At 59.1% G+C, this 25,311-nt stretch carries 23 protein-coding genes and 2 pseudogenes; 7 read left to right on the top strand and 18 right to left on the bottom strand.

From position 1 onward, the window contains the following. Positions 1–4 precede the first annotated feature (4 nt). Positions 5–1,204: a radical SAM family heme chaperone HemW gene (gene hemW, locus PL597_RS06290; protein ID WP_142914221.1), complete on the top strand. Its 1,200-nt coding sequence runs from the start codon at positions 5–7 to the stop codon at positions 1,202–1,204. Between the two features lie 73 nt (positions 1,205–1,277). Here hemW and dnaA read toward each other — a convergent pair whose 3' ends face one another. The 4 genes from dnaA to mutM all read right to left on the bottom strand — a co-directional run bounded on the left by dnaA (position 1,278) and on the right by mutM (position 5,776). Next, positions 1,278–2,741 (bottom strand): chromosomal replication initiator protein DnaA, encoded by a 1,464-nt coding sequence (dnaA, locus tag PL597_RS06285; protein WP_244614278.1) that lies wholly within the window; start codon positions 2,739–2,741, stop codon positions 1,278–1,280. Between the two features lie 868 nt (positions 2,742–3,609). Next, positions 3,610–3,876: a 30S ribosomal protein S20 gene (rpsT, locus tag PL597_RS06280; protein WP_006310170.1), complete on the bottom strand. Its 267-nt coding sequence runs from the start codon at positions 3,874–3,876 to the stop codon at positions 3,610–3,612. A gap of 195 nt (positions 3,877–4,071) precedes the next feature. After that, positions 4,072–4,845, bottom strand: coding sequence for an enoyl-CoA hydratase (locus tag PL597_RS06275; protein ID WP_271364780.1), 774 nt, complete (start codon positions 4,843–4,845; stop codon positions 4,072–4,074). 34 nt (positions 4,846–4,879) lie between these two features. After that, positions 4,880–5,776, bottom strand: coding sequence for a bifunctional DNA-formamidopyrimidine glycosylase/DNA-(apurinic or apyrimidinic site) lyase (gene mutM, locus PL597_RS06270; RefSeq protein WP_137409678.1), 897 nt, complete (start codon positions 5,774–5,776; stop codon positions 4,880–4,882). Positions 5,777–5,919: 143 nt separating this feature from the next. Between mutM and ubiE the strand changes: the two genes are divergently transcribed. The 3 genes from ubiE to PL597_RS06255 all read left to right on the top strand — a co-directional run bounded on the left by ubiE (position 5,920) and on the right by PL597_RS06255 (position 9,388). After that, entirely contained in the window at positions 5,920–6,696 is a 777-nt protein-coding gene (ubiE, locus tag PL597_RS06265) for a bifunctional demethylmenaquinone methyltransferase/2-methoxy-6-polyprenyl-1,4-benzoquinol methylase UbiE (RefSeq protein ID WP_142913703.1), read from the top strand. Between the two features lie 36 nt (positions 6,697–6,732). Further along, positions 6,733–8,307, top strand: coding sequence for a 2-polyprenylphenol 6-hydroxylase (gene ubiB, locus PL597_RS06260; protein ID WP_142913704.1), 1,575 nt, complete (start codon positions 6,733–6,735; stop codon positions 8,305–8,307). Between the two features lie 166 nt (positions 8,308–8,473). Continuing rightward, a complete protein-coding gene (locus PL597_RS06255; protein ID WP_271364779.1) occupies positions 8,474–9,388 on the top strand; it encodes a sterol desaturase family protein in 915 nt (304 codons plus the stop codon). Positions 9,389–9,396: 8 nt separating this feature from the next. Here PL597_RS06255 and PL597_RS06250 read toward each other — a convergent pair whose 3' ends face one another. From PL597_RS06250 to PL597_RS06240, 3 genes are all read right to left on the bottom strand, one after another. Next, the gene (locus PL597_RS06250) at positions 9,397–9,771 is read right to left on the bottom strand and encodes an MmcQ/YjbR family DNA-binding protein (protein WP_271364778.1); all 375 of its coding nucleotides are present in this window, start codon (positions 9,769–9,771) and stop codon (positions 9,397–9,399) included. Continuing rightward, positions 9,768–10,973 carry a bifunctional phosphopantothenoylcysteine decarboxylase/phosphopantothenate--cysteine ligase CoaBC gene (coaBC, locus tag PL597_RS06245; RefSeq protein WP_271364777.1) on the bottom strand — a complete coding sequence of 402 codons (1,206 nt, stop codon included), beginning with the start codon at positions 10,971–10,973 and terminating at the stop codon, positions 9,768–9,770. Before coaBC ends, PL597_RS06250 begins: the two co-directional genes overlap by 4 nt. A 70-nt stretch (positions 10,974–11,043) precedes the next feature. Next, positions 11,044–12,627, bottom strand: coding sequence for a peptide chain release factor 3 (locus tag PL597_RS06240; protein ID WP_077983734.1), 1,584 nt, complete (start codon positions 12,625–12,627; stop codon positions 11,044–11,046). A 90-nt stretch (positions 12,628–12,717) separates the two neighbouring features. Here PL597_RS06240 and dut point away from each other — a divergent pair, with 90 nt between their 5' ends. From dut to cysK, 3 genes are all read left to right on the top strand, one after another. Beyond that, positions 12,718–13,188 carry a dUTP diphosphatase gene (gene dut, locus PL597_RS06235; RefSeq protein ID WP_137409673.1) on the top strand — a complete coding sequence of 157 codons (471 nt, stop codon included), beginning with the start codon at positions 12,718–12,720 and terminating at the stop codon, positions 13,186–13,188. An 87-nt stretch (positions 13,189–13,275) separates the two neighbouring features. Then, a complete protein-coding gene (locus tag PL597_RS06230) occupies positions 13,276–13,893 on the top strand; it encodes a LysE family translocator (protein WP_271364776.1) in 618 nt (205 codons plus the stop codon). Between the two features lie 141 nt (positions 13,894–14,034). Continuing rightward, positions 14,035–15,003, top strand: coding sequence for a cysteine synthase A (gene cysK / locus PL597_RS06225; RefSeq protein WP_077983736.1), 969 nt, complete (start codon positions 14,035–14,037; stop codon positions 15,001–15,003). 203 nt (positions 15,004–15,206) lie between these two features. Here cysK and PL597_RS06220 read toward each other — a convergent pair whose 3' ends face one another. The 11 genes and pseudogenes from PL597_RS06220 to rsmI all read right to left on the bottom strand — a co-directional run bounded on the left by PL597_RS06220 (position 15,207) and on the right by rsmI (position 25,059). After that, the gene (locus tag PL597_RS06220; protein ID WP_271364775.1) at positions 15,207–16,751 is read right to left on the bottom strand and encodes a YifB family Mg chelatase-like AAA ATPase; all 1,545 of its coding nucleotides are present in this window, start codon (positions 16,749–16,751) and stop codon (positions 15,207–15,209) included. Positions 16,752–16,934: 183 nt separating this feature from the next. Continuing rightward, on the bottom strand, positions 16,935–17,894 hold the full coding sequence (gene gshB / locus PL597_RS06215) for a glutathione synthase (protein WP_137409651.1): 960 nt from the start codon (positions 17,892–17,894) through the stop codon (positions 16,935–16,937). Positions 17,895–18,136: 242 nt separating this feature from the next. Continuing rightward, the gene (locus PL597_RS06210; protein WP_077983738.1) at positions 18,137–18,649 is read right to left on the bottom strand and encodes a cupin domain-containing protein; all 513 of its coding nucleotides are present in this window, start codon (positions 18,647–18,649) and stop codon (positions 18,137–18,139) included. A 109-nt stretch (positions 18,650–18,758) separates the two neighbouring features. Beyond that, positions 18,759–19,859 carry a sn-glycerol-3-phosphate import ATP-binding protein UgpC gene (locus PL597_RS06205; RefSeq protein ID WP_271364774.1) on the bottom strand — a complete coding sequence of 367 codons (1,101 nt, stop codon included), beginning with the start codon at positions 19,857–19,859 and terminating at the stop codon, positions 18,759–18,761. Positions 19,860–19,869: 10 nt separating this feature from the next. Further along, complete coding sequence (gene ugpE / locus PL597_RS06200; protein WP_003520108.1) at positions 19,870–20,712, bottom strand: sn-glycerol-3-phosphate ABC transporter permease UgpE; 843 nt, start codon at positions 20,710–20,712, stop codon at positions 19,870–19,872. Positions 20,713–20,723: 11 nt separating this feature from the next. Further along, entirely contained in the window at positions 20,724–21,692 is a 969-nt protein-coding gene (locus PL597_RS06195; protein ID WP_170985433.1) for an ABC transporter permease subunit, read from the bottom strand. An 82-nt stretch (positions 21,693–21,774) separates the two neighbouring features. After that, positions 21,775–23,073, bottom strand: a complete 1,299-nt coding sequence (locus PL597_RS06190; protein ID WP_077983740.1) for an extracellular solute-binding protein — start codon at positions 23,071–23,073, stop codon at positions 21,775–21,777. A gap of 132 nt (positions 23,074–23,205) precedes the next feature. Further along, positions 23,206–23,358: pseudogene (locus tag PL597_RS26305) on the bottom strand (DapH/DapD/GlmU-related protein); the annotation flags it as partial. A 222-nt stretch (positions 23,359–23,580) separates the two neighbouring features. Further along, positions 23,581–23,721 (bottom strand): annotated as a pseudogene (locus PL597_RS26300) (maltose acetyltransferase domain-containing protein); the annotation flags it as partial. Positions 23,722–23,759: 38 nt separating this feature from the next. Continuing rightward, positions 23,760–24,128: a YraN family protein gene (locus tag PL597_RS06180; protein WP_137409648.1), complete on the bottom strand. Its 369-nt coding sequence runs from the start codon at positions 24,126–24,128 to the stop codon at positions 23,760–23,762. Further along, positions 24,118–25,059, bottom strand: coding sequence for a 16S rRNA (cytidine(1402)-2'-O)-methyltransferase (rsmI, locus tag PL597_RS06175; protein WP_271364772.1), 942 nt, complete (start codon positions 25,057–25,059; stop codon positions 24,118–24,120). Before rsmI ends, PL597_RS06180 begins: the two co-directional genes overlap by 11 nt. Positions 25,060–25,311 lie beyond the last annotated feature (252 nt).

Raw genomic sequence — 25,311 nt, 5'->3', positions numbered from 1 at the left:
CCCGATGGTCGGGGAGCACCAACTTTCTGCCCCCGGCGCATCGCTTCTGCCGGACACGGGCGATCCCGGTTTCGGGATCTATCTGCACTGGCCGTTCTGCGCGGCCAAATGCCCCTATTGCGATTTCAACAGCCATGTCCGCCATCGGCCGGTGGATCAGGAGCGGTTTACCGCAGCTTTCCTGCGTGAAATGGAACATATGCGGACGCTGAGCGGCCCGCGCGTGGTCACCAGCATTTTCATGGGCGGCGGTACGCCCTCGCTGATGGACCCGCAGACTGTTGGCGCGCTACTGGATGGCATCTCGCGTTTCTGGCACGTGCCTGATGGTATCGAGATCACCATGGAAGCCAATCCTTCCAGCGTCGAGGCGGAACGGTTTCGCGGTTATCGAGCGGCGGGTGTCAATCGTGTCTCGCTCGGCGTGCAGGCACTGAACGACCGCGATCTGAAATTCCTCGGCCGCCTGCATGATGTCGCCGATGCCTTGAAAGCCATCCGGCTGGCGCGGGAGATTTTTCCGCGCATGTCCTTCGATCTCATCTATGCCCGCCCGAACCAGACGGTGGCCGAATGGGATGCCGAACTGAAGGAGGCTGTCTCCTATGCCGTCGACCATCTGTCGCTCTACCAGCTGACGATCGAGGAAGGCACGCCCTTTTATGGCCTCCACAAGGCCGGCAAGCTCATCGTGCCCGATGGCGAGCATTCGGCCGTGCTTTATGAAGCGACGCAGGAAATCACCGAGCGTTACGGCATGCCCGCCTATGAGGTTTCCAATCATGCCCGGCCCGGCGCCGAAAGCCGCCATAACCTGACCTACTGGCGCTATGGCGATTACGCCGGCATCGGCCCCGGTGCGCATGGACGCCTGACGCGTGGCGCTTCCAAGCTCGCCACCGCCACCGAGCGGCATCCCGAGACCTGGCTCGAAACAGTAGAGCGGGAAGGCCATGGCATGGTCGATCAGGAACTGCTTGGCGTCGACGAACAGGCCGACGAATTGCTGCTGATGGGGCTTCGCCTGCGCGAGGGCATCGACCTCGCCCGCTGGAGCGATCTTTCCGGCCGCGACCTTGACCCGGAAAAAGAAGAGTTTCTTCTCCAGCACGGTTTCGTGGAGAGGATCGGCAATTCCCGCCTGCGCTGCACACCATCAGGCATGCTCATTCTCGATGCCGTGGTGGCCGATCTCGCCTGCTGACTCTCGCAATGCCCTGCATAAACCATAGACAGGACGACAATAAAAAAGAAGCGGCCCGAAGGCCGCTTCTTTTTTATGCGTTGTTTTCGTTGATCAGGCGTTTCAGAAGCTCAACCTCGTGGCCGAGCTTGGTGTCGCCGGAAATCAGATCTTCGATCTTGCGCACCGCGTGAAGAACCGTGGTGTGGTCGCGACCGCCGAAACGGCGACCGATCTCGGGAAACGAGCGCGGCGTCAACATCTTTGCCAGATACATGGCGATCTGGCGCGGTTTGACGATGACGCGGGTGCGACGGTTGGAGACCAGCTCCTGCCGCGACACATTATAGTGCCTGGCGACGATGCGCTGAATATCCTCGATACGGACACGCTTGGCCTCACCGCTGCCAACGAGGTGCGACAGCAACTCATCGACACGGTCCACCGAGAGGTTCGGCTCGAAAGAGCGCCGGAACATCAGCTGGTTGAAGGCGCCTTCAAGCTCGCGACCGCTCGCCGTCACGCTCTTGGCCACATGGGTCAGGATTTCGTCCGAAATCTCGAAAGACGGATCGTCCTGACGCGCCGAGCCCATGCGACGGTTGAGCATTTCGTAGCGCATGTCGTAATCGGGACCTTCGATCTCGATCGCCATACCGCCCTGAAGACGGGAACGGACACGCGGATCGAGCGATTCCAGCTCCCAGGGCGCACGGTCAGCCGCGACAACGACCTGCTTGGCGCTGTCGAGCAGCATGTTCAGCAGGTGGCAGAATTCGTGCTGGATCATCTTGCCCTGCAGGAACTGCATGTCGTCGATGACGAGAAGGTCGATATTGCGCAGCGTGTCCTTCAGCGTCAGCGCATCATTGTCGCGGATTGCGGTCGCGAAACGCCACATGAAATATTCGGCCGTCAGATAGACCACACGCGGATTGCGCGGGCTGTCGATGGCGGCATTGGCGATGGCCTGCAGAAGATGTGTCTTGCCAAGGCCAACACCCGCATGAATGAACAGCGGATTGAAGCGCACGGCGCCGGCGCCGGCTTCGGCAATCGTCTTTGCCGCCGCAAGCGCGACACGGTTGGAAGAGCCTTCGACAAAGGTGTCGAAGGTGAAACGTGTGTCGAGCGGCGAGCCGAACAACGGCCCGGAACCGCCCTGACGCAGGGTCGCCTGCGAAGCCGCAGGCTGCGCCGCAGGCGACGTCGCGGGCTGCGACGGAATGAAGGACTTGTTACGTTGAGCCGCGCCGACCTCCGGAACGGGCTGCGCCCTTTCCTCGGTCTGAGCCGGACGGACCGGGCGGCTGGCCGAGCGGACCAGAATCTCCACCTTCAGCACATCCGGATCCTCGCTCTGGACGAGGTTCGTAATCAGATCCATGTAACGGTTATTGATCCAGGATTTCAGAAAAGTCGTCGGAACGGTAAAACGAACGACGCTTTTCGAAACGGAATGGAGTTTGAGCCGTGCAAACCAACTCGCATAGACTTCCGGACCAACCTGTGCCTTGAGCCGCGCGCTAAAACGTTCAAACAGCGCATCGTGCGTCATTGCCGATTTGTCCCCTGCCGCATCTGAGCAAGCTGCATCACGCGTCTTTGGTGCGCGGTCCCCATCAGCCACAGCACCCATCGCCAAATTCAATTGCATATTGCCGCCTTTCAAATTGCCAATCATAGCCTGACGATCAAAGATCGATCGCCAGAGATCCCCCTCGTTATTTTTGCCCCCAGCGTTCCCCTCGAAAGAACGTCAAAGACGAGTACTTGTTTGCGAGCCGGTTATCCCATTTCCCTCCCCCTCATGGAGAGGCCTGCGACACGCTAAAACGCTCCTTTCGCTACAACCTTAAGGCGCATTCTTGAGGACAAAAAACTCCTGCCCGTTCCGGAGACCGAAACGGCGCAAAAAGCTCCATGACCTGAAAAAACGGACCCCGAAAGACCCGCCAGCAAGAAGGTGAATATCGTCGATACGATCATCGAGATAATCTGTGGACTGAGATCCGCACCCCTTGTTGAAATGCATTTAGGCAGGATCATGGGGAGAGATCAATGGCGTTTTTTCTGCAAAAACTCAGATCGGCCATTGACTCGCAAAGGCCGTTTTGCATCACCGACGGGGTGCTAAGCAGAATCGCTTATGAATCAATGAGATTCAATTTTGGCATTTTTTGAGAGCCGATTTTGGCAAAAAAATAAAAATCTTCTTGACTCAAAACTAGCTGCGACTTCCGTAGAGAAAGCCTCCTAGCTTTCCGAAGACCTCCAGCAAGCTATTGTTTTTATTATAAATTTCCTGTCGTCCATCTGACATGCGTTTGTCACGTTACGGCAGCAATGGTTAACGGACAGTTAGAATCACAAAAAGCCCGGTCAAAAGACCAGGCTTTTTGAATAATTATTTGTGATTAGCCGGATTAGGCGGAAAGAGCCTTAACGCGCTGTGCGAGACGCGACACCTTGCGGGATGCCGTGTTGCCATGCAGAACGCCGCGGGTCGCTGCGCGCTGGATCTCAGGCTGGGCTGCCTTCAGAGCTTCGGTGGCGACTGCCAGATCACCGGTAGCGATTGCTTCCTCGACCTTGCGGATGAAGCCGCGAACGCGCGAACGGCGAGCCTTGTTGACTGCGGTACGGCGAGCGATCTTGCGGGTCGCCTTTTTCGCCGAAGTTGTATTGGCCATGTATGCCTCTCTTCGAATTCAAACCAAATTCCGCAACCATAGGATCGGGTCGTTCGAAGACCTCACGTAACCCAAGAATGCGGGAGTAATTTCGGACAAGCCGGATGGCTTTCCTTAACCGTGGGCGGGCATATACCGCTAAAGCTTACGCCCGTCAACGCGCAAAACGCTTAAAAGCGCCGATATTCCGAATCCTTAGCGATTCCGGAAAGCGGGTTTGCGCTTTTCGACGAAGGCGGCCATGCCCTCCTTCTGATCCGCCGTGGCGAACAGCGACTGGAAGGATCGCCTTTCATATCGCAGTCCTTCCGAAAGCGGGACTTCAAAGGAGCGGTTGACGCTTTCCTTGGCCATGAGAACGGAAGCACGCGACAGGGAAGCGATGCGGGTTGCCGCCTCCACCGCCTCATCCATGAGATTTGCAGCCGGTACGACACGCGACACGAGGCCGGCCCGCTCGGCTTCCGCCGCGTCCATCATGCGTCCGGTCAGAACCAGATCCATGGCCTTCGCCTTGCCCACTGCCCGTGTCAGCCGCTGCGAGCCCCCCATGCCGGGAATGACGCCGAGGGTGATCTCCGGCTGGCCGAACTTCGCCGTCTCCGAAGCGATGATGAAATCGCACATCATCGCCAGTTCGCAGCCGCCGCCGAGCGCAAAGCCGGATACGGCGGCGATGACCGGCTTGCGGGTGGCCGCAACCTCGTCCCAGCCGCCGAGAAAATCGCCGACATAGGCGTCGACGAAATCCAGCCCCTGCATTTCCTTGATGTCAGCGCCCGCCGCAAATGCCTTTTCCGAGCCCGTGATAATAATCGCACCGATGGAATCATCGGCGGAGAAGGAAGAAAGAATGTGCCGCAGCTCTTTCAGAAGCACCGAATTGAGGGCGTTGAGCGCCTTGGGTCGGTTGAGGGTGATGATGCCCACCTCATCGCGTTTCTCGACCAGCATCGTTTCATAGTCCACGGCAATCTCCTCTTCTCCGTAATTTGCGGCACCGCTATTTCTGGCAGGCGGCGCAATAAAAGGTAGAACGACCGGCCTGTACCACCCTTTCAACCGTACCCCCGCAGCCGGGTGTCCGGCAAGGCTGGCCTTCCTGGTCGTAGACCGAAAAGGAATGCTGGAAATAACCGAGCGTTCCGTCCGTCTGTATATGGTCTCGCAATGAGGAGCCGCCCGCGGCGATCGCATCCGCGATCACGTCGCGGATTTTCTCCGTCAGATCGATGAGCTGCGCTTTGGGTTTGCCACCTTTCGTCACCAGCGTTCCCGCTGCCCGCAAGGGTGAAAGATGCGCGCGCCACAGCGCCTCGCAGACATAGATATTGCCGAGACCGGCAATGACCTTCTGGTCCAGCAACGTGCTTTTAAGAGGCTGGCTTTTGCCCGCAAACCGGCTTGCCAGATAATCGGCGCTCAGCGCATTGCCGGTCGGCTCCGGGCCAAGTTCTGCAAAAGCGGGGTAAAGATCGAGCCTGTTGCGCTCCACCAGATGCATGAAACCGAAGCGGCGCGGATCATTATAGATGACGCAGACGCGCTCTTCCCCTTTATCCAGATGAAAGACGACATGGTCATGCTTGCCGTCCTTGGAACGGGCATAATGAAACGTACCGGGCGCTTCACCGCCCTCACCCATTTCCGCCTCAATGCGGAACGAGCCGGACATGCCGAGATGGGACACGATCGTCAGCCCGCCCTCCAGCTCGATGAGGAGATATTTCGCCCTGCGCCCAAGCGAGATGATCGTCTTTCCCTCAATAAGCTCTGCGAAATCCTCTGGAAACGGAAACCGCAGATCGGGGCGCCCGAGATGAAGCTTGCGGACCTTTGCACCTTCCATGGCAGGCGCAAGGCCGCGTCTGACCGTTTCGACTTCCGGCAATTCTGGCATCTGGCTTATCCGACAGTTTATCGTTAGGACCATGTGGTCTATAGAGTGCACGCGAAATGTCGCGCCCAGGCGATGCGGCAACAGATAGCGTTGCCATGGCGTTTCCGCTATGGTCCGCCACGCAATAAATATGGAGACAGACGATGACCGACGCCCGTACCACTGCCCAAGGCGGCATGGAAACGTCCTATGGCTTCCACAAGGTGGACGAAGGCAAGAAGCAGGGGCTGGTCAACGAGGTCTTCCATAAGGTGGCCAAGCGCTACGACATCATGAACGATGTGATGTCGGCCGGCCTGCACCGGCTGTGGAAGGACGCCATGGTCTCCTCGCTTTCGCCGCGCAAGGATCCTTCCTACAAGATCCTGGACGTAGCGGGCGGCACTGGCGATATCGCCTTCCGCATCATCGAAGCCTCCAACCGCCTGGCGCACGCCACGGTTCTCGATATTAACGGCTCGATGCTGGCCGTCGGCGAGGAGCGCGCAGCAAAAAAGAAACTTTCCGGTAATCTGACCTTCGTTGAGGCCAATGCCGAGGAACTGCCCTTCGAGGCGAATACATTCGACGCGTATACGATCGCATTCGGCATTCGCAACGTGCCGCGCATCGATGTCGCGCTGAAGGAGGCCCATCGCGTGCTGAAACGTGGCGGACGGCTGCTGGTGCTGGAGTTTTCCGAAGTCGAAATGCCGCTGCTTGACCGCGTTTATGACGCCTGGTCATTCAATGCCATCCCGCAATTCGGCAAGATGATCACCGGTGATGCCGAGCCCTATCAATATCTGGTCGAGTCGATCCGCAAATTCCCCAATCAGGAGGATTTTGCCACGATGATCCGCACCGCCAGCTTTTCCCGCGTCACCTATACCAACTATACCGGCGGCATCGCCGCCCTGCATTCCGGCTGGAAGCTTTAAGACCATGGCCGGCAGACGCAGGAGACAAGCATAAGCATGAGTACTTTGGGCGCATATTTCCGCCTCGCAAGGGTTGGCTGGGTTCTCGTGCGCGAAGGTGTCGTGCTGGCCCTGCCTTCCGATGACCTGCCTGCTCCCGCCCAATTGTTAAAAGCGCTGCTGAAGCCTTTCGCCCGCAGCAAGGCGAAAAGGGCGCAACGCAGTGACCGTCTGGCGGTGGCTGTCGAGCGGCTTGGCCCATCCTATGTGAAGATGGGTCAATTTCTCGCCACCCGGCCGGATGTGGTGGGCGCCGACTTCGCCGACGATCTCGCGAGCCTTCAGGACCGCATGGCCTTCTTCCCGGCGGCTGCGGCGAAGGCGAATATCGAGGGCTCGCTCGGACGGTCGGTATCCGATCTCTACAGGGAATTCGGCGATCCGATCGCCGCCGCCTCCATCGCCCAGGTGCATCCGGCCATGGTGGATACGCCGAAAGGGCCGCGCAAGGTGGCCGTCAAGGTCATTCGTCCGGGTGTTCGCCAGCGTTTCCAGAACGATCTCGAGGCGATGTATCTGATCGCCGATCTGCAGCAGCGTTTCGTCCGCTCCGCCCGCCGCCTACGCCCCGTCGAGGTGACACGCACGCTGGAGCAGACCACCAAGATCGAGATGGATCTGCGGCTCGAGGCCGCCGCTCTTTCCGAACTTGCGGAGAACACCAAGGACGATCCCGGGTTCCGGGTTCCCGAGGTCGATTGGGAGCGCACCGGGCGTGATGTCGTCACCATGGAGTGGATCGACGGCGTCAAGATGTCGAACATCGAAGGGTTGAAGGCCGCCGGCCATGACCTGAACAAACTCGCCGACACACTGATCCAGTCCTTCCTGCGGCACACGCTGCGCGATGGTTTTTTCCACGCCGACATGCATCCCGGCAATCTCTTCGTCGACGCTGAGGGCGAGATCGTCGCTGTCGACATGGGCATCGCCGGACGTCTTGGCAAAAAGGAACGCCGCTTCCTTGCCGAAATTCTCTACGGCTTCATTACCCGCGATTATATGCGGGTGGCTGAAGTGCATTTCGAGGCCGGTTACGTGCCGGGCCATCACGATAAAGCCAGTTTCGCGCAGGCGATCCGCGCCATTGGCGAACCGATCCACGGCCAGCCGGCCGAGACGATCTCCATGGGCAAGCTTTTGACGCTGCTGTTCGAAGTGACCGAACTTTTCGACATGGAAACGCGGCCGGAACTCGTGATGCTGCAAAAGACCATGGTGGTGGTGGAAGGCGTATCGCGCATGCTCAATCCGCGATTCAACATGTGGAAGGCGGCAGACCCGGTCGTCGGCGGCTGGATCAGGGACAATCTCGGCCCGAAGCGCATCGTCACCGATTTGAAGGACGGTATGAAGGCGGCCCTCAAGCTTGCCGAGGCAGCGCCGGAGATCGCGGCCAAGACGGAAAAGCTGCATTCCGAACTGATGTATATGAGCGAAAACGGCCTGCGTTTCGACACGCAGACGGCGGAAGCCATTGGCAAGGCGGAAGCGCGCCACACCAAATGGGGACGGGCGGCACTCTGGGTCATAGCGCTGACGCTTGTTTACATCGCAATCAGGATAAGCTGAACATTTCGGCACCGGTGAGTGCCATGTTTGTGTAATGCATTCGAGCGATAAAGGCCTGATCTCCAATCGAGACAGGTGATCGATGCGGGGGCAAGGGCTGCTTTGACGCCGGCGCGAAATTGCGCCGGCGGTATAGACGAATGATGCCGGACGGGATTTGATTTTGATGGCAAAAGCGCAGGTACTGAAAGAGGCTCTTTCCTATTCTTCCTGGCCGCTTGTGTTTGTCGGCGGCCTCGTGGGGTCCCATTTCGCTTTCGCGGGCAGCCATCCGATCGCTGCGTTTCTGGCTGTTTATGCCGGCGCGGTTCTGAGCCTGTTTCTTCTCGAGCGCTATATTCCCTATGAAGTCGAATGGCTTGAGGGTGACGGCGAGACCATGACCAGCATCGGTCACACGCTTTTGACGAAGGGGCTCGTGCAGCTCGCTGCCGCCGCAGCGGCAATCTTCCCGATGCTGGCTGCCAATGTGCTGCAGCCGCTTGCGGCCATGCGTTTCGACCTGTGGCCATCGCATCTGCCAATGGTGGTTCAGGTCGCGCTTGCGGTGACCGTTGCCGAATTCGGCCTCTACTGGGCCCATCGCATCGCGCATGAAACCGTGTTCTTCTGGCGCTTCCATGCGCTGCATCACAGCGTCGTGCGGCTGTGGGTCGTCAATACCGGCCGCTTCCATGTGGCCGATTCCCTGTTCAAGATCGCGCTCAGCCAGATACCGCTTTATTTCATGGGTGCACCGCTCCAGGTATTCTGGTGGCTCGGCGCCGTTACCGCATTCATCGGTATTTTGACCCATTGCAACGTCGATATGAAAACGGGGCCCCTTGATTACGTGTTCAGCACCCCGCGCCTGCACCGCTGGCACCATTCGAAACAGCTTCCGGAAGGGAACACCAACTACGGCGAAAATCTCGTCTTCTTCGATCTGATCTTCGGCTCCTACCATAACCCCGACCGGCCATCATCCACCGATATCGGCATCAAGGGTGAGATTGCGAAAGGATTCCTGCCGCAGCTTCTACAGCCTTTCACCAAGGAAGGCGTCCGCCAGATCGTCGGCAAGGACACCAAACTCGACTGAACCGAAGACTACAGGGCGCGCGCAGTATCGATCACGATACCGAGTTCGCCCCGCAGTTTCCTGGTCAGGCCGGCTGCGACAAGCTCATAGGAACGGCGCACATAGTGTTCCAGCTCTTCCTGTTCGAGCGGCGAATGCTCGGCAATCGATACCCATTTGCGTTTGGCGAAATAGGGCGCCTGCCCTATGCCTTCCAGCGAGGTCAGTATTTCGAAGCTCTCTTCCGAGCATTTGACGACCAGCCGCCAGTCCTCCCGCTCGCCAAGCACGGCAAAGACCTTGTCGCCCACCTTGGCGACATGCGAATCCCACTGATCAACAAAACGCACGCCCGGCCATTTGCCGAGCACCTTGTCGAAAGTCTTGCGATCGAACAGGCTCATGCGAGTTTCTCCGCGATCAGGGCCGCCAGACGTTTTGCAACCTCGGCCTTGTCGAGATCCGGCCAGGCATCGATACCATCTGCGGAAATGATCTTCACGCTGTTGCGGTCTCCGCCCATGATGCCGGTTTCCGCCGAAACATCATTCGCGACGATATAATCCGCGCCCTTGCGCTCCAGCTTCGCCCGGCCGTTCTTCTCGACATCCTGCGTTTCGGCAGCGAAGCCCACCACAATCTTCGGGCGCTTTTCATGATGGCCGACGGTTTTGAGAATATCGGGATTTTCCGTCAGTTGCAGCGCCGGCGGCGCATCGCCCGGTTGCTTCTTGATCTTCTGTTCCGACGAGCCCATCACCCGCCAGTCGGCGACGGCGGCGACCATGACGGCGATATCCGCCGGCAGTCTCGATATTACCGCATCGCGCATCTCCTCGGCACGCTCGACATGGATCGTCGAGACCTCGGCAGGATCGGCGATGGTGACCGGGCCGGAAACAAGCGTGACCTCTGCCCCCAACTCAGCCAGAGCCGCCGCAATGGCATGGCCCTGCTTGCCCGAGGAGCGGTTGGCGATGTAGCGCACCGGGTCAATCGGTTCATGCGTGGGGCCGGAGGTCACGATGGCCGTTCTGCCCTTCAGGGGCTTTGGCCCCTCATCCAGCAGTGCGGCAACGGCTTCGACGATCTGCAACGGCTCGGCCATGCGGCCAAAACCCGCCTCGCCCTTCTCCGCCATCTCGCCGGCCATCGGACCGATAAAAAACACACCGTCTTTTTTCAGCGTTTCGACATTACGCAGCGTGGGCTTTGCCGCCCACATCTTCGGGTTCATCGCCGGTGCCGCCAGCACCTTTCGATCCGTCGCGAGAAGGACTGTGGAGGCAAGATCGTCTGCCAGACCATTCGCCATCTTCGCCATCAGATCGGCGGTGGCGGGTGCGACCAGCACGAGATCGCAGTCGCGCGCCAGCCTGATATGGCCGACATCCTGTTCATCCTGCCGGGAAAAAAGCTCGGTGAAGACATGCGTGGCGGACAGCGCGCCGACAGCAAGCGGGGTGACGAATTCCTGCGCGCCCTTCGTCATGACCGGCGTCACCTTCGCGCCGCGCTCTTTCAGGCGACGGATGAGATCGAGGCTCTTATAGGCCGCGATGCCGCCGGAGATAATAAGGAGAATATGCTTGCCTGAAAGCGTCATGATGCCGGACCAGTTTCCCATTTCACCGGGAAACTAAGCCCTTGGCATACAAAGTGCAATCACGCCTTTATCAAGCCGCCTTGGCGACGTGATATTCCTTGATCGCGACCATCTTGATCGCCGGAAACCGCTCGGACTCATACCGCAGCGAGAAGGCGTCCTGCGCAAGAAACACCGGATCGCCATCCAGATCGCGGGCGATATCGCCGCGCTTGACGTTGAGGAACTTTTCCATTTCCGCCGGCTGATCGGAAGAAATCCAGCGGCAGACCGAAAAGCGCGACATTTCGAAGGAGACCGGCAGGCCGTATTCGCCCATCAGGCGCTCCTTCAACACGTCGAGCTGCAGCGCGCCGACGACACCGACGATGGCCGGCGAGCCGTCTTCCGGCGAAAAGAGTTGCACGACACCCTCTTCCGCCATCTGTTGCAAGGCTTCCTTCAGCTTCTTCGCCTTCATGGCGTCTTCAAGCCGCACGCGACGCAAGATTTCCGGCGAAAAGTTCGGCACACCCTGGAAAACCAGGTTTTCACCCTCGGTCAGCGTATCGCCGATGCGGAGCGTGCCGTGGTTCGGTATGCCCACCACGTCACCCGCAAAGGCCGTATCGGCAAGCTGGCGCTGCGAGGCGAAGAAGAACTGCGGCGCAGTGAGGCCCATCTGTTTGCCGGTGCGAGCAAGCCGCGCCTTCATGCCGCGCTCCAGCTTACCGGAGCAGATGCGGGCAAAGGCGATGCGATCTCGATGGTTCGGGTCCATATTGGCCTGAATTTTAAAGACAAAGGCCGTCATTTTTTCTTCAGCCGCATGGACGGTGCGGGTATCCGCCACCTGATCGCGCGGCGGCGGTGCGAAATCGCCAAGCGCATTGATGAGGTCACGGACACCGAAATTGCGCAGCGCCGAACCGAAGAATACCGGCGTCATATGACCTTCGAGAAACGCCTGACGATCGAAAGGACGGCAGGCTTCCATCGCCAGCTCCGTTTCTTCGATGAAGGCGTTGCGCTCATTTTCCGGCAGGCGATCGGCAACCGCCTGCGGACCGTTGACCGGCATGGCTTCCACCTGGGTATCGACGCCACGGAATGTGTTGTCGGCGAGATTATAGGCGCCGCAGAAGGTCTTTGCCCGGCCGACCGGCCAGGTGATGGGCGCGGTGTCGAGCGCGAGCTTCTCTTCCACCTCATCCAGAATCTCGAAGGGGTCGCGGCTTTCGCGGTCCATCTTGTTGATGAAGGTGATGATCGGAATATCGCGCATGCGGCAGACTTCGAAGAGCTTCAGCGTGCGCGGCTCGATACCCTTGGCGGCGTCGATGACCATGATCGCCGCATCCACCGCCGTCAGCGTGCGGTAGGTGTCGTCGGCGAAGTCCTCGTGGCCGGGCGTATCGAGAATGTTGAAGACACGGTCGTTATATTCGAAGGTCATAACCGAGGTGACGACCGAAATGCCGCGCTCGCGCTCGATCTTCATCCAGTCCGAACGGGTCTGGATGCGATCCTTCTTCGCCTTGACCTCACCGGCAAGCTGGATCGCTCCGCCGAACAACAGCAGTTTTTCGGTAAGCGTGGTCTTACCCGCGTCCGGGTGCGCGATAATAGCAAAGGTGCGGCGGCGGGAGACCGCCTCGGCAAGTGTTTCGGCCATCTGACAAATCCTGTGGAATTGCGGGCTATCTAGCGTTTCAAGGCCACATTTGCAATTGACCTTGCCGCGATCTCGGCAAACTAATGCGGCATGACCCTTCAAAACGACAATCGCCCCCCTCTCCGGCTTGTCCGCCTCGCCAATGGCGCTGACCTCGAATTGCCGTCCTATGAAACCCGTGGCGCCGCCGGCATGGACCTGCGCGCTGCCGTACCTTCCGGTGAACCGCTGACCCTGCAACCGGGCGAGCGGACGCTCGTTCCGACCGGTTTCATTTTCGAGGTTCCGCAAGGTTATGAGGCACAAATTCGTCCGCGTTCCGGCCTCGCCATCAAGAACGGTGTTACCTGCCTCAACTCTCCCGGCACGGTGGATAGCGATTATCGCGGTGAGGTGAAAGTCATCCTCGCCAATCTGGGCCAGGAGGTTTTTATCATCGAGCGCGGTATGCGCATTGCGCAGATGGTGATCGCACCGGTAACCCAAGTTGTTGTGAGCGAGGTGACGGAGACCTCCCAGACGGCGCGGGGCGCCGGCGGTTTCGGCTCCACCGGCGTTTAGCGACACCGCTGGGACAGACGCGTGGAGTGATTGTCTTTACCCGGCAGTTTCGCTATTGATCTGGCGGATTTTCCGGGAAACACGATCATGACGCTGACGACCCTTTTCGCCTATGCCACCGCCCTCTTCATTGCCGCCGCCATTCCCGGCCCCGGCATGACGGCGATCGTGGCGCGGGCGCTGGGTTCGGGTTTTCGCGAAACCTTCTTCATGGGTCTGGGGCTGGTGCTGGGCGACATGATTTACCTGACCGCTGTGATCCTGGGCTTGGCCTTCGTCGCGCAGACCTTTCAGGAAGCTTTCATGGTGCTGAAATTCGCGGGCGCAGCCTATCTCCTTTATATTGCCTGGAAGCTTTGGACCGCCGGTCTGCTGCCGCAGGAACTGAAGGCCAAGAAAGGCAACAGCATGCCCATGTCCTTCCTGTCCGGACTACTGATCACGCTCGGGAACCCGAAAACCATGCTGTTTTATGTGGCGCTGGTGCCGACGCTGATCGACATCCGCATGATCGGAGCTTCGGAATATGCGACACTTCTCGCCATCACCTTCGTCGTGCTGATGGCGGTTCTCCTGCCTTACATCCTGCTTGCGGCCAAGGCGCGCAACCTCCTGAAAAGGCCGAGCGCCTTGACGATCCTCAACCGCACGGCGGCGGGTATTCTGGCCGGAACAGCGACCATGATCGCGATCCGCAGCACATAAAACAAATTCTTGCGTTTATGCGATTTATCGTGAAATTATTCCTGCAATTTGGAGATATTCGGACGAACGTTCGCTAGCTTGCGAAAGCTATTGCTCCTATTCTGCCGCTCAAATCTTGCGGTCTTTACACAGGAGAGCATCATGCCCGAAGCCAGAAAGCCCGGACGCGGACGCGTCTATTCCTCGATTACGGAAACAATCGGCGACACACCGATCGTGCGGCTCGACAAGCTGGCGAAGGAGAAGGGCGTGAAGGCCAACCTTCTCGCCAAACTCGAATTTTTCAATCCCATCGCCTCCGTGAAGGACCGCATCGGCGTCGCCATGATCGAAACGCTGGAAGCGCAAGGCAAGATCATCCCCGGCAAGACAACGCTGGTGGAGCCGACCTCCGGCAACACGGGCATCGCGCTTGCCTTCGCCGCCGCAGCAAAGGGCTACAAGCTGATCCTGACCATGCCTGAAACCATGTCGGTTGAGCGTCGGAAAATGCTGGCCCTGCTCGGCGCCGAACTGGTGTTGACCGAAGGCCCCAAGGGCATGAAGGGCGCCATCGCCAAGGCGCAGGAATTGGCCGCGACCCTGCCTGACGCCATCATTCCGCAGCAGTTCGAAAACCCCGCCAATCCTGATATTCACCGCAAGACGACAGCTGAAGAAATCTGGAACGACACGGAAGGCACGGTCGATATTCTCGTCTCGGGTATTGGCACCGGCGGCACCATCACCGGCACGGGTCAGGTGCTGAAATCCCGCAAGCCCGAGGTGAAGGTGATTGCGGTCGAACCTGCCGACAGCCCGGTTCTTTCCGGCGGCAACCCCGGTCCGCACAAGATCCAGGGCATCGGCGCCGGTTTTGCACCTGCCATCCTCGATACCGGCATTTATGACGAGATCGTCACCGTGACCAATGACGAGGCTTTCGAAACAGCACGTCTGGCGGCAAGGCTGGAAGGCGTGCCGGTCGGCATCTCCTCGGGTGCGGCGCTGGCGGCGGCAATCAAGGTCGGCGCGCGGGAAGAAAATGCCGGCAAGAACATCGTCGTCATCATTCCTTCCTTTGCGGAACGCTACCTTTCGACGGCGCTTTTCGAAGGCCTTGGGCTTTAAGCCACGCTTTCAAGCGCAGTACGATTGCGCGCCCAATTTGCGAATTGTCTTACGTGCCGCCGGCTCCGCTGGCGGCACAATGTTTTTTCAGGCAGGGCGCAAAGGGCCGCCTTCTAGGGCAATTCCAGTTTAAGCGGAATCGTTGGACGGCCCCTACCTCCTTGTTTCTAAACATTTTCCGGACGAAAAACCGCTTCATATCTCTACTGGATGCTCTGGGCCGCCGCCGTCAGCCTTTCGCCAGCGATACGATAGGACACAGCTTCCGCCACGTGGATGCGGCCGACCGTTTGTTTGCCATCCAGATCGGCCAGGGTGCGGGCAACCTTGAGAATGCGATGATAACCGCGCGCGGAGAACTTCAACCGCTCAGCCGCATCGCGCAGCAATTGCAGCCCGGACGCATCCGGCTCGGCATATTTTTCTATCAAGGTCGTCGTGCAGCGGGCATTCGTGCGAATGGCGGCAAATCCCGCCGCCGCGTAGCGTTCCTGCTGCGCAAGGCGAGCCCGGGCGACACGGCCGGCCACTACCGCACTCGGCTCGGACGCGACGGGGCGGATGAGATCGGCGGCGGAGACGGCGGGAACGTCGATACGGATATCGATACGATCCAGCAGCGGACCGGAAATGCGGGCCTGATAATCCGTCACACAACGCGGGCCTCGGGCACAGGTGAAACCCGGCTCTCCCGCCATGCCGCAGCGGCAGGGGTTCATCGCCGCAACGAGCTGGATTTCCGCGGGATAGCTGACGCGATGATTGGCCCGCGCGATGATGCATTCGCCAGTCTCCAGCGGCTGGCGCAGCGCATCCAGCACCTGGGGTGAGAATTCCGGAAACTCATCCAGAAAAAGAACGCCGTGATGGGCAAGCGAGGCCTCCCCCGGTTTGGCCCGCAGCCCTCCGCCGATCAGCGCGGCCATGGTGGCGGAATGGTGTGGCGTACGAAACGGTCTGCGGTCCGACAGCTTGCCGCCCGATAATTGGCCGGCGATGGAGTGAACCATGGACACTTCCAGCAATTCCGCAGCCTCCAGCGGTGGCAGAATTGAGGGCAGCCGAGCGGCGAGCATGGATTTACCAGAACCGGGCGGGCCAACCATCAGCAGATTGTGGCCACCCGCAGCCGCCACTTCCAGCGCGCGCCGGGCCGTCTCCTGCCCCTTGATATCGGCCAGATCCGGCAGATTGACCGGATTGGCACGGATGGCAGGTGCGGGGCGCGACAGAAGCTGGGTGCCGCGAAAATGATTGGCAAGCGCAATGAGGCTACGCGGGGCTAGAATATCGATGCCGGCGCCGGCCCAGGCCGCTTCCGGCCCGCTTTCAGCCGGGCAGATCAACCCCCTGCCGAGCGCATTGGCGCCGATGGCCGCCGGCAGCGCGCCCGAAACCATGCCGATCGTACCATCGAGATTGAGTTCGCCGAGAACCACATACTGGCTGAGCGCTTCCGCCGGTATGGCACCCAGAGCAGCCATGAGACCGAGAGCGATTGGAAGATCGAAATGCGACCCTTCCTTGGGCAGATCGGCAGGCGCCAGATTGACGGTGACTTTTTTTGCCGGCAAGGCCAGACCCGAGGCATGCAGGGCGGCCTGCACCCGCTCGCGGCTTTCGGCGACCGCCTTGTCCGGCAAGCCGACAATCTGGATACCGATCTTTCCGGGTGCAACCATCACCTGCACCTCGACTGGCACGCCCTCTATGCCCTGAAACGCAACCGTATTGACCCTTGCCACCATGGCCTGCCCCCGCAAACCGGCCGCGTCATCTGAACTTCATGTTTCAAGGCAGCCGCCCGCAAGCAACGTGCCACAGAGAAAAGAATAAAACAAGAACGCCTAGAGAACAATTTCTCGCATGCGATGTATTTTAGTTGTATCAAGTTGTACGCATGGAACAAACCGGGAGCGATTGAGATCGCTTCAGAACTCCTGAGCGTCGCGCTTTTTCTCGATCGCGTCCCACAGCAGGCTCGCCACATCGGCGCCGCCGAATTTGCGCACTTCGCGAATACCGGTTGGTGAGGTGACGTTGATTTCGGTGAGATAATCGCCGATGACATCGATGCCAACGAAGAGGAAACCGCGCTCCCGCAGGGCAGGGCCGATGCGGCGGCAGATTTCCTTTTCACGCGCCGTCAGCTCCGTCGGTTCAGGTCGGCCGCCGGCATGCATGTTGGAGCGGGCGTCGTTTTCCGCCGGCACGCGGTTGATTGCGCCAACCGGCTCGCCGTCTACCAGGAGGATGCGCTTGTCGCCCTTGCGGACGTCAGGCAGATATTGCTGGGCGATGTAAGGCTCGCGGAACATCTGGCCGAACATCTCCAGCAGAGAGGAGAAGTTGCGGTCGTCGCGCGCGGAATGGAAGACGCCTGCACCACCATTTCCGTAAAGCGGCTTGAGGATGATATCGCCCATTTCATTGCGGAAGCGGGCGATTTCCTCCACGTCCTTGGTGATCAGCGTCTTGGGCATCAGATCGGCGAATTCGGTGACGAAAATCTTTTCCGGCGAGTTGCGCACCCAGGCGGGATCGTTGACCACCAGCGTTTTCGGATGAATGCGCTCCAGCAGATGGGTCGAGGTGATGTAAGCCATGTCGAATGGCGGATCCTGACGCAGATGGATGACATCCATCATCGACAGATCCACACGCTCCGGTTCGGACAGGGAGAAATGGTCGCCTTTGATATCGCGCAGTTCCATCTGCTCAACAGTAGCGTAAATCTTGCCATCACGCATGGAAAGGCGCTCCGGCGTATAATGGAACAACCGATATCCACGCGCCTGCGCCTCAAGGCTCATGGCGAAGGTGGAGTCACCGGCGATATTGATGCCGGAGACATGATCCATCTGGATCGCGACGTTCTTGATCTTCGCCATGCGAATGTTCCTCTTGCAGCATGCGGACGCTTTGCGGCCCGCGGTGCCCATTGCCTCACCTTTTCAAGCTTCCCTGCAGGACCAGGCGAAACCCGGAAATGCTTCAGAAAACCCTGAAGATGTAGGGCAGCGACCCTTCAAAGGCAACGGCTGCAAGCGGTGGTTTGTGTGAGTTTTATTGAACCTTCACAATTCCGCCGGCGGAGCCTTGCGGGCCCCGCCAACCGCAATGTTTTATGGGTTCAGGCCGCCAGCTTATAGGAACGGCCGGCAAACAGCTTGTTCTTGACGCGATAGGCAAAAGCCAGCGCCTTGGGGAACGGACGGCGCATGAAGGCGACCTTGCGAACATAATCATCCACCCGCCAGGTGGCCCATGTTCCAGCCCGAAAATAGGCGACGTCGCCAACCCGCAGGATGCTAACCGAACCGTCTTCGGCCGTCACATGCACCTCGCCTTCCAGAATATAGACGGTTTCATCCCAGCCGAAGAACCATCGGAATTCACCAGCCGTACAATCCCACATGGCGGTGCTTGAAGCACGGTCGCCGCTTCTGGAATGATCTGCCGCCCGCGCCTGAGGATTGCCGGAAATGATCCAGTCCGGATTGATGGGCGCCGGTTGAAGCCGCAGATCGGTGCAGGACGCGCTGACAACAGCCTCATCTTTTGACCGGCGCAAATAGGCCGGCAAAATCGGCACCGTGCGGATCGCCATGGTTGCCGCGGCAGCGAACATCATTTTGAAGGACATATGAGAAAACCCCCGTGAAATATTGGAGGTCTTCTATCATCGGGATCGTAACAAAGCGGTTTTGACAATCGGCGCAATTTTAGTCATCGCGCCGATTTCTGCGATGCGCTCAGGCCGTCGCCATTTGCGCGGGCTGCGCCGCCAACTGCTCCGCTTTGCCGGCGATACGCTTGCCGGTTTCGCTGGAGAAGAAATGCAGTTTTTCCGGCGCGATCGTGACCGAGAGCGCAGACGGAACCTCGACATCCGGCGGCAAGGCAACGGTCAGGTTCTGTTCGCCGATCATGCCGTGGATGAGACGCTGCGAGCCCAGTTCCTCGATATAATCGACCCGAAGCGGGAAGCCCTGCTCACCTGCCGCAGCGAGGCGGAGATCTTCCGCCCGCATGCCAACCGTCACCGACCCTGAGGCAGGTGCGAAACCGTTGAGCGCAAAGAGCGACGGACCGATGGCGAGGCTATCACCATGCAACTCTGCGTTCAGCAGGTTCATGGCGGGAGAGCCGATGAAACTCGCAACGAAGGTCGAGGCAGGGGTGTGATAGACATCGAGCGGTGCGCCGATCTGTTCGATACGACCGCCATTCAACACCACAAGACGATCGGCCAGCGTCATCGCTTCCAGCTGATCGTGAGTGACATAAATCGAGGTGGTGCCGAGACGTTTTTGCAGGCGCTTGATTTCGCCCCGCATGGAAACGCGCAGCTTGGCGTCGAGATTGGACAGGGGCTCGTCGAACAGGAAGGCCGCCGGTTTGCGCACGATGGCGCGGCCCATGGCCACACGCTGCCGCTGGCCGCCGGACAGGGCGCGCGGCTTGCGGTCCAGATAGGGTTCAAGCTGCAGCATGCGCGCGGCTTCAGCCACACGCGCATCGATCTCCTCCTTCGGCGTCTTGCGGTTCTTCAAACCGTATTCCAGGTTCTGTCGCACCGACATATGCGGATAGAGCGCGTAGTTCTGAAACACCATGGCAATATCGCGGTCTGCCGGATCGGCCTGATTGACCACCCGGTCGCCGATCTTCACCGTGCCTTCGGAAATATCCTCAAGCCCAGCAACCATGCGCAGGAGCGTGGATTTGCCGCAGCCGGAGGGGCCGACCAGAACGATGAATTCACCGTCCCTGATGTCGATATCGACGTGATGCACGGCACGCACGCCGCCATGATAATCCTTGCAGACCTGACTGATGTCTATCGCGGCCATTTCGGTCTCCTTATTTATCGCTTTCGGTCAGGCCCTTTATGAACCAGCGCTGGAAAATGACGACGATCAGCACCGGCGGCAGCATGGCCAGCACGGCGAGCGCGAAAGCTTCGTTGTAATCGGGAATTTGCGAACCGACCCAGACCTGCAGGATCGACTTGATGCCGCGCATCAGGGTGAAGAAGCCCTCATCCGTCGTCATCAGCATGGGCCAGAGATACTGGTTCCAGCCATAAACGAACATGATGATGAAGATCGCCGCCATCATGGTGCGGGACAGCGGTATGAGAACGTCGATGAAGAATTTCACCGGACCCGCACCATCGATACGGGCAGCCTCCAGCAACTCCTCCGGCACCGATTTGAAGAATTGCCGGAAATAGAAGGTGCCCGTCGCCGAAGCGAGAAGCGGCACGATGAGGCCGGTATAGGAGTTCAAAAGGCCGAGTTTGCTCATCACCTCATAGGACGGCATGATGCGCACTTCGAGCGGCAGAAGCAGCGTGGTGAAGATGATCCAGAAGGCGAGCGTTGCGAACCGGAAGCGGAAATAGACGATCGCATAGGCCGCGGTCATCGACAGCACGATCTTGCCGACGGCAAAACCGATGCCGAGGATCAGCGAATTCAACACCATGTTGAGACCCGTGATCTGCCCGGTAAAGCCGCCCTTCTGGGTCAGGACCTTTTCATAAGTCTCGATGAAATTGTCGCCGGGAACCATCGTCAGACCACTGCGGTGAATTTCCGCAGCGGTATGCGTGGAGGTCATGAAGGCCACGATGACCGGCAATATCAAGAACAGCGCGCCGATGATCAGCACGAGATGATCGAGGGGCTTTGTCTTGTACATGGTCTTTTCCCTCAATTGTAATGGATGCGCTTTTCGATGAAGCGGAACTGGATGATGGTGAGAACGAAGACGACCAGCATCAGAATGACGGACTGGGCGGAAGACCCACCGATGTCATTGCCGCGGAAACCGTCCAGAAACACCTTGTAGACCAGCGTGATCGGATTATTGGCTGCCTTGTCCTTCACCATCACGTCGATGACGCCGAATGTGTCGAAGAGCGCATAGGTGATGTTGATGATCAGCAGGAAGAAGGCCGTGGGCGCCAGAAGCGGCATGATCACCGTCCAGAACCGTCGAAAACCCGAGCGGCAGTCGATGGCGGCGGCTTCCCGCACCGAAACCGGGACACCCTGAAGCCCCGAAAGGAAGAAGATGAAATTGTAAGGAATCTGCTTCCAGACCGCAACGACGATCATGGCGAAGGCCGTATCGAAATAATTGAGGCCGACCTTCATGTCCCAGCCGAGAAACGCGGCCATTTTGACGAAGGGGCCGATATGCTGGTCGAAAAACATCATGCCGATGAGACCGGCGACAGGCGGCGCGATGGCATAGACGGAAATCAGCAGTGTCTTGTATGTCGAGCTGCCGCGAATGACCGCATCCGCCTTGACGGCGAGCAGCAAGCCAAGCGCCAGCGAAAAGAAGGTGACCAGCACGGTGAATACAACCGTGAATTTGGCGATGCTGAGATATTCGGGGCTGAAGATCGCATCGGAATAGTTGGCAAATCCGACGAAGGAGGCGCCAAAACCGAACGGGTCTTCAATATAAAAGGACGAATGTATGGCCTGAACCGACGGCCAGTAGAAGAAGATGAAAATCACCGCAAGCTGCGGCGCCAGAAACAGGTAGGGCACGTAGGACGAGGAGAACTGCACGCGCTTCATGCCGGCGTCGGCAGGTTTTGCTGGCTTTGCAGCCTTTGCGGACCAGCCGGACAAAAACCGACGCGGTTGAGACGATGAATAGGCCACGCTTGCGCTTCCTTATCCAAGAGCGAGCCCCCTTCCGTGGGAAAGGAGGCTCGGCAATGGTCATTGGTTTCGTAAAGATCGATCAGCCGGCCGTCTTGGCGAAACGGGCGAGCAGGTCGTTGCCTTCCTTCTCGATGATGTCGAAGGCGTCCTTCGGCGTGACTTCGCCGGAGAAGATGCGGTTATATTCGCGTTCCATGACAGCGCGGATCTGCGGGTAGAAGCCGAGGCGGTAACCCTTGGACCATTCACCACCCGGCAGCGACAGCTGCTGAATACCGACTTCGGCGACCGGCTTTTCCTTGTAGTAGCCTTCAGCCTTCGCCTTTTCGTAAGCAGCCTTGGTGATGGCGACGTAACCGGTTGCCTTGTGGTAGAAGACCTGGATTTCCGGCGAGGTCAGGAACTGGAAGAAGTCGGCCACGCACTTGTTTTCGGCTTCAGACTTGCCCGACATCGCAAAGAGCGCAGCGCCACCGATGAAGGAGTTGGTGCCGGCGCCCTTGATGGAACCCCAGTAGGGAAGGAAGGTTGCCGAGAACGGCATGGTCGCCGTCTTCTGCAGGCCGCCGAACGAACCCGAAGAACCGATCCAGAAGGCGACCTTGCCTTCTTCGAACGGCTTCTGGTTGTCGTTCCAGCCGGCGCCGTAATAGGCGAACAGGCCCTTGTCCTTCCAGTCCTTCAGCTTGTCGAACATCATGACGAGGTTCGGGTCGGTAACCTTGAGCTTGGTGTCGGTGACGCTGTCGTAGCCGTTATTGTTGGTGGCGAACTGGATGTTGTTGCGGGAGAAGAAGTTTTCCGTGAACTGCCAGGTCAGCTGCGACTGGACGAGCGGAATATAGCCGGCTTCCTTAAGCTTCGGCGCCACCTGCTCGAACTCTTCCCAGGTCTTCGGCGCTTCGACGCCGGCCTTCTTCAGGGCTTCGTCGTTGACATACATGATGGGAGCGGAGGAGTTGAACGGCATGCCGACGAACTTGCCGTCAGCGGCAGCATAGAAATAACGAACGCCGTTGATGAAGGCGTCGCGGTCGAACTTGTAGCCAGCCTTGTTGATGAGGTCTTCGGCAGGAATGACAGCGCCCTTGGCGTTGATGATGGTGGCGGCACCAGCGTCAAAAACCTGGAGGATATTCGGCTGCTCGCCGGAGCGGAAAGCGGCGATGCCGCTGGCCAGGGCTTCTTCATAGGAGCCCTTGGAAACCGGCGTCAGCGCACATTCTTTCTGGGCTTCGTTGAACTTCTGGGCAACTTCGTTGATGACTTCGCCATTGCGGCCGCCCATGCCGTGCCACCAAGTGATGTTGGTCGCAGCCATGGAAGATGTTGCCGACATGCTGACGGCCACCGCGGCCATGGAAATCTTCTTCAACATTACTAAATCCTCTCCACCATTTATTGGGATGAGGATGCGAATAGAGGCGTTCCATGACGCCTCTTTGACAGTTCCGTGTCAGATTTATTACAGCGCGTACGGACAATCTCAGCCGGCTATACGATTTATGGGTCGGGCCGGATTTCCCACGACCGTTGCACCTGGCGGCACATCGCGCGTCACCACCGAACCGGCGCCGACAATTGCGCCGTCACCGATGGTGATACCGGCCAGAATGATCGCTCCGCCGCCAATCCAGACATCGCGGCCAATCGTGACGGGCTTTGCGATTTCAATCCCCTGCGCGCGCGGAACCGGGTCCAGATGGTGCTCCGCACAATAGATCTGCACGGCGGGACCAAGCATCGCGCCGTCGCCTATCGCGACCTTCGCAGAATCGAGAATTGTGCAGCCGGCATTGAGATAGACATTCCTGCCCAGCGTGACGTTGAGGCCGTAGGCGCAATGAAACGGCGCCTCGATAAATGCCCCTTCACCCGCAGAAGCAAAAAGGGCCCGCAGTAGCGGCCCGATGGCACCGCGCTCATCCGGCTGCATGGTATTGTGCTGGTGAACCGCCCGTCGCGCATGGCCGCGCAGCAAATCCAGTCCGGCATCCATGCAGTTGTACCATTCGCCCGCGGCCATCTTTTCCCGCTCGGTGGACATTGGCTTTCCCCTCCCTCTTAAAATGCGTCGATAAAGTGCTGCGGCAGGCGTCGTGGCAGAATGGCGACAATATCGAAGCGCAGTGAAAGACGGTCGGCATCCTTGCGACGGGAGAGCCAGAGATCGGCAGCCGCGCGGATGCGCTGTTGCGAATGGAAACCGACGGCATTCACCGCGCTCTCACCCGAAGCGCGCGCCTTGACCTCGATGATGGCAACGAGATTCTTCTTGCGGGCGATGAGATCGATTTCCCCCAGCCGGGTGCGATACCGAATGGCGAGGATGCGATATCCTTTCGCCAGCAGATAAAGTGCGGCCCAATATTCCGCGGTGTGGCCGCGCCGCTCGGCATTACGCCTTTTGTCCCTTTGCGCGTCAGCCGCCATTCCTGTCCTTCATATCCAGCAGCCGCTGATAAAGCTCCTTACGCGGCAGGCCCGTCAGCTTCGCCGCTTCACCGGCAGCCTTGGCGGTGGACATGGTCGAGACAAGATCTTTCAGGAGCTTCTCGACATCCTCGATATCGGGAATGTCGTCATAGGAGGGTGGCTCCACCAGCAGCACGATCTCGCCCTTCACCACACGATCCTCGTCATAATAATCGGCAAGCTCGCTGAGCGTGCCGCGCCGGAATTCCTCGAAAGTCTTGGTCAGTTCGCGGCACACCACGGCGCGCCGGTCGCGGCCAAGTACTTCCGACGCCACCTTGACGGTGGCGCCAATGCGGCGCGGCGATTCAAAAAAGATCAAAGTGGCGGGGATTTTCGCAAGTTCGGCAAAACGGTCGCGCTTGCCGCGATCCTTCACCGGTAGGAAACCCGCAAACAGAAATGCATCGCTCGGCATACCGGAACCAACAAGAGCGGCAAGCGGCGCCGATGCGCCCGGCACCGGCACGACGCGATGGCCTGCCTCAAGTGCCAACTGGCCAAGACGATAACCGGGATCGGAAACCAGCGGCGTTCCGGCGTCCGATACCAGCGCCACGGATTTTCCGGCCTCCAGCGCGGCAATGAGCTTCGGTCCCGCTTCATTGGCATTGTGTTCGTGATAGGCGAGCGGACGCGTGCGGATGCCATAACGCTCAAGCAGGATGCGGGTGACGCGGGTATCCTCGCAGGCGAGAACATCGGCCGAGGCCAGCGTTTCCAGCGCGCGGATGGTGATATCGCCGAGATTGCCGATGGGTGTGGCGACGAGATAAAGCGCCGGCTCCAGCGGCCGCGCAGGAACGGTGGCCGTGCCGATCCTGAATTCCTTCGCCGCCTGTCTGGCATCGCTGTTCGATATTTCCTGCGTCACACGGCTTCCAATCATTCTGGCCGACCCTTGCCGGCCGGTCGCTCCGGTTTTTTCCTTTATGGGCAATAGAAAACCGGCGAACAAGGTCCATCGGCGGTCCCAACCTGTGGATCATGTTGTATAGCAGTAAAATGAGCCGAGGCAGATGAACTCGGCTCTTGCATTTTCTGCAATAACTCTGCCATTTTGCCCGTCCACATTGTCCGGCCTTTGCCGGTGAAGACTCTTCTTGCCGATCCGGCGGTGGCCGGTTCGCAACGTTGAAAG

The organism is Agrobacterium sp. ST15.13.013, assembly GCF_027956525.1.
Lineage (GTDB): Bacteria > Pseudomonadota > Alphaproteobacteria > Rhizobiales > Rhizobiaceae > Agrobacterium > Agrobacterium salinitolerans.
The sequence above is the reverse complement of the archived record's forward strand: the minus strand, read 5'-3'. Positions and strand labels throughout refer to the sequence as shown.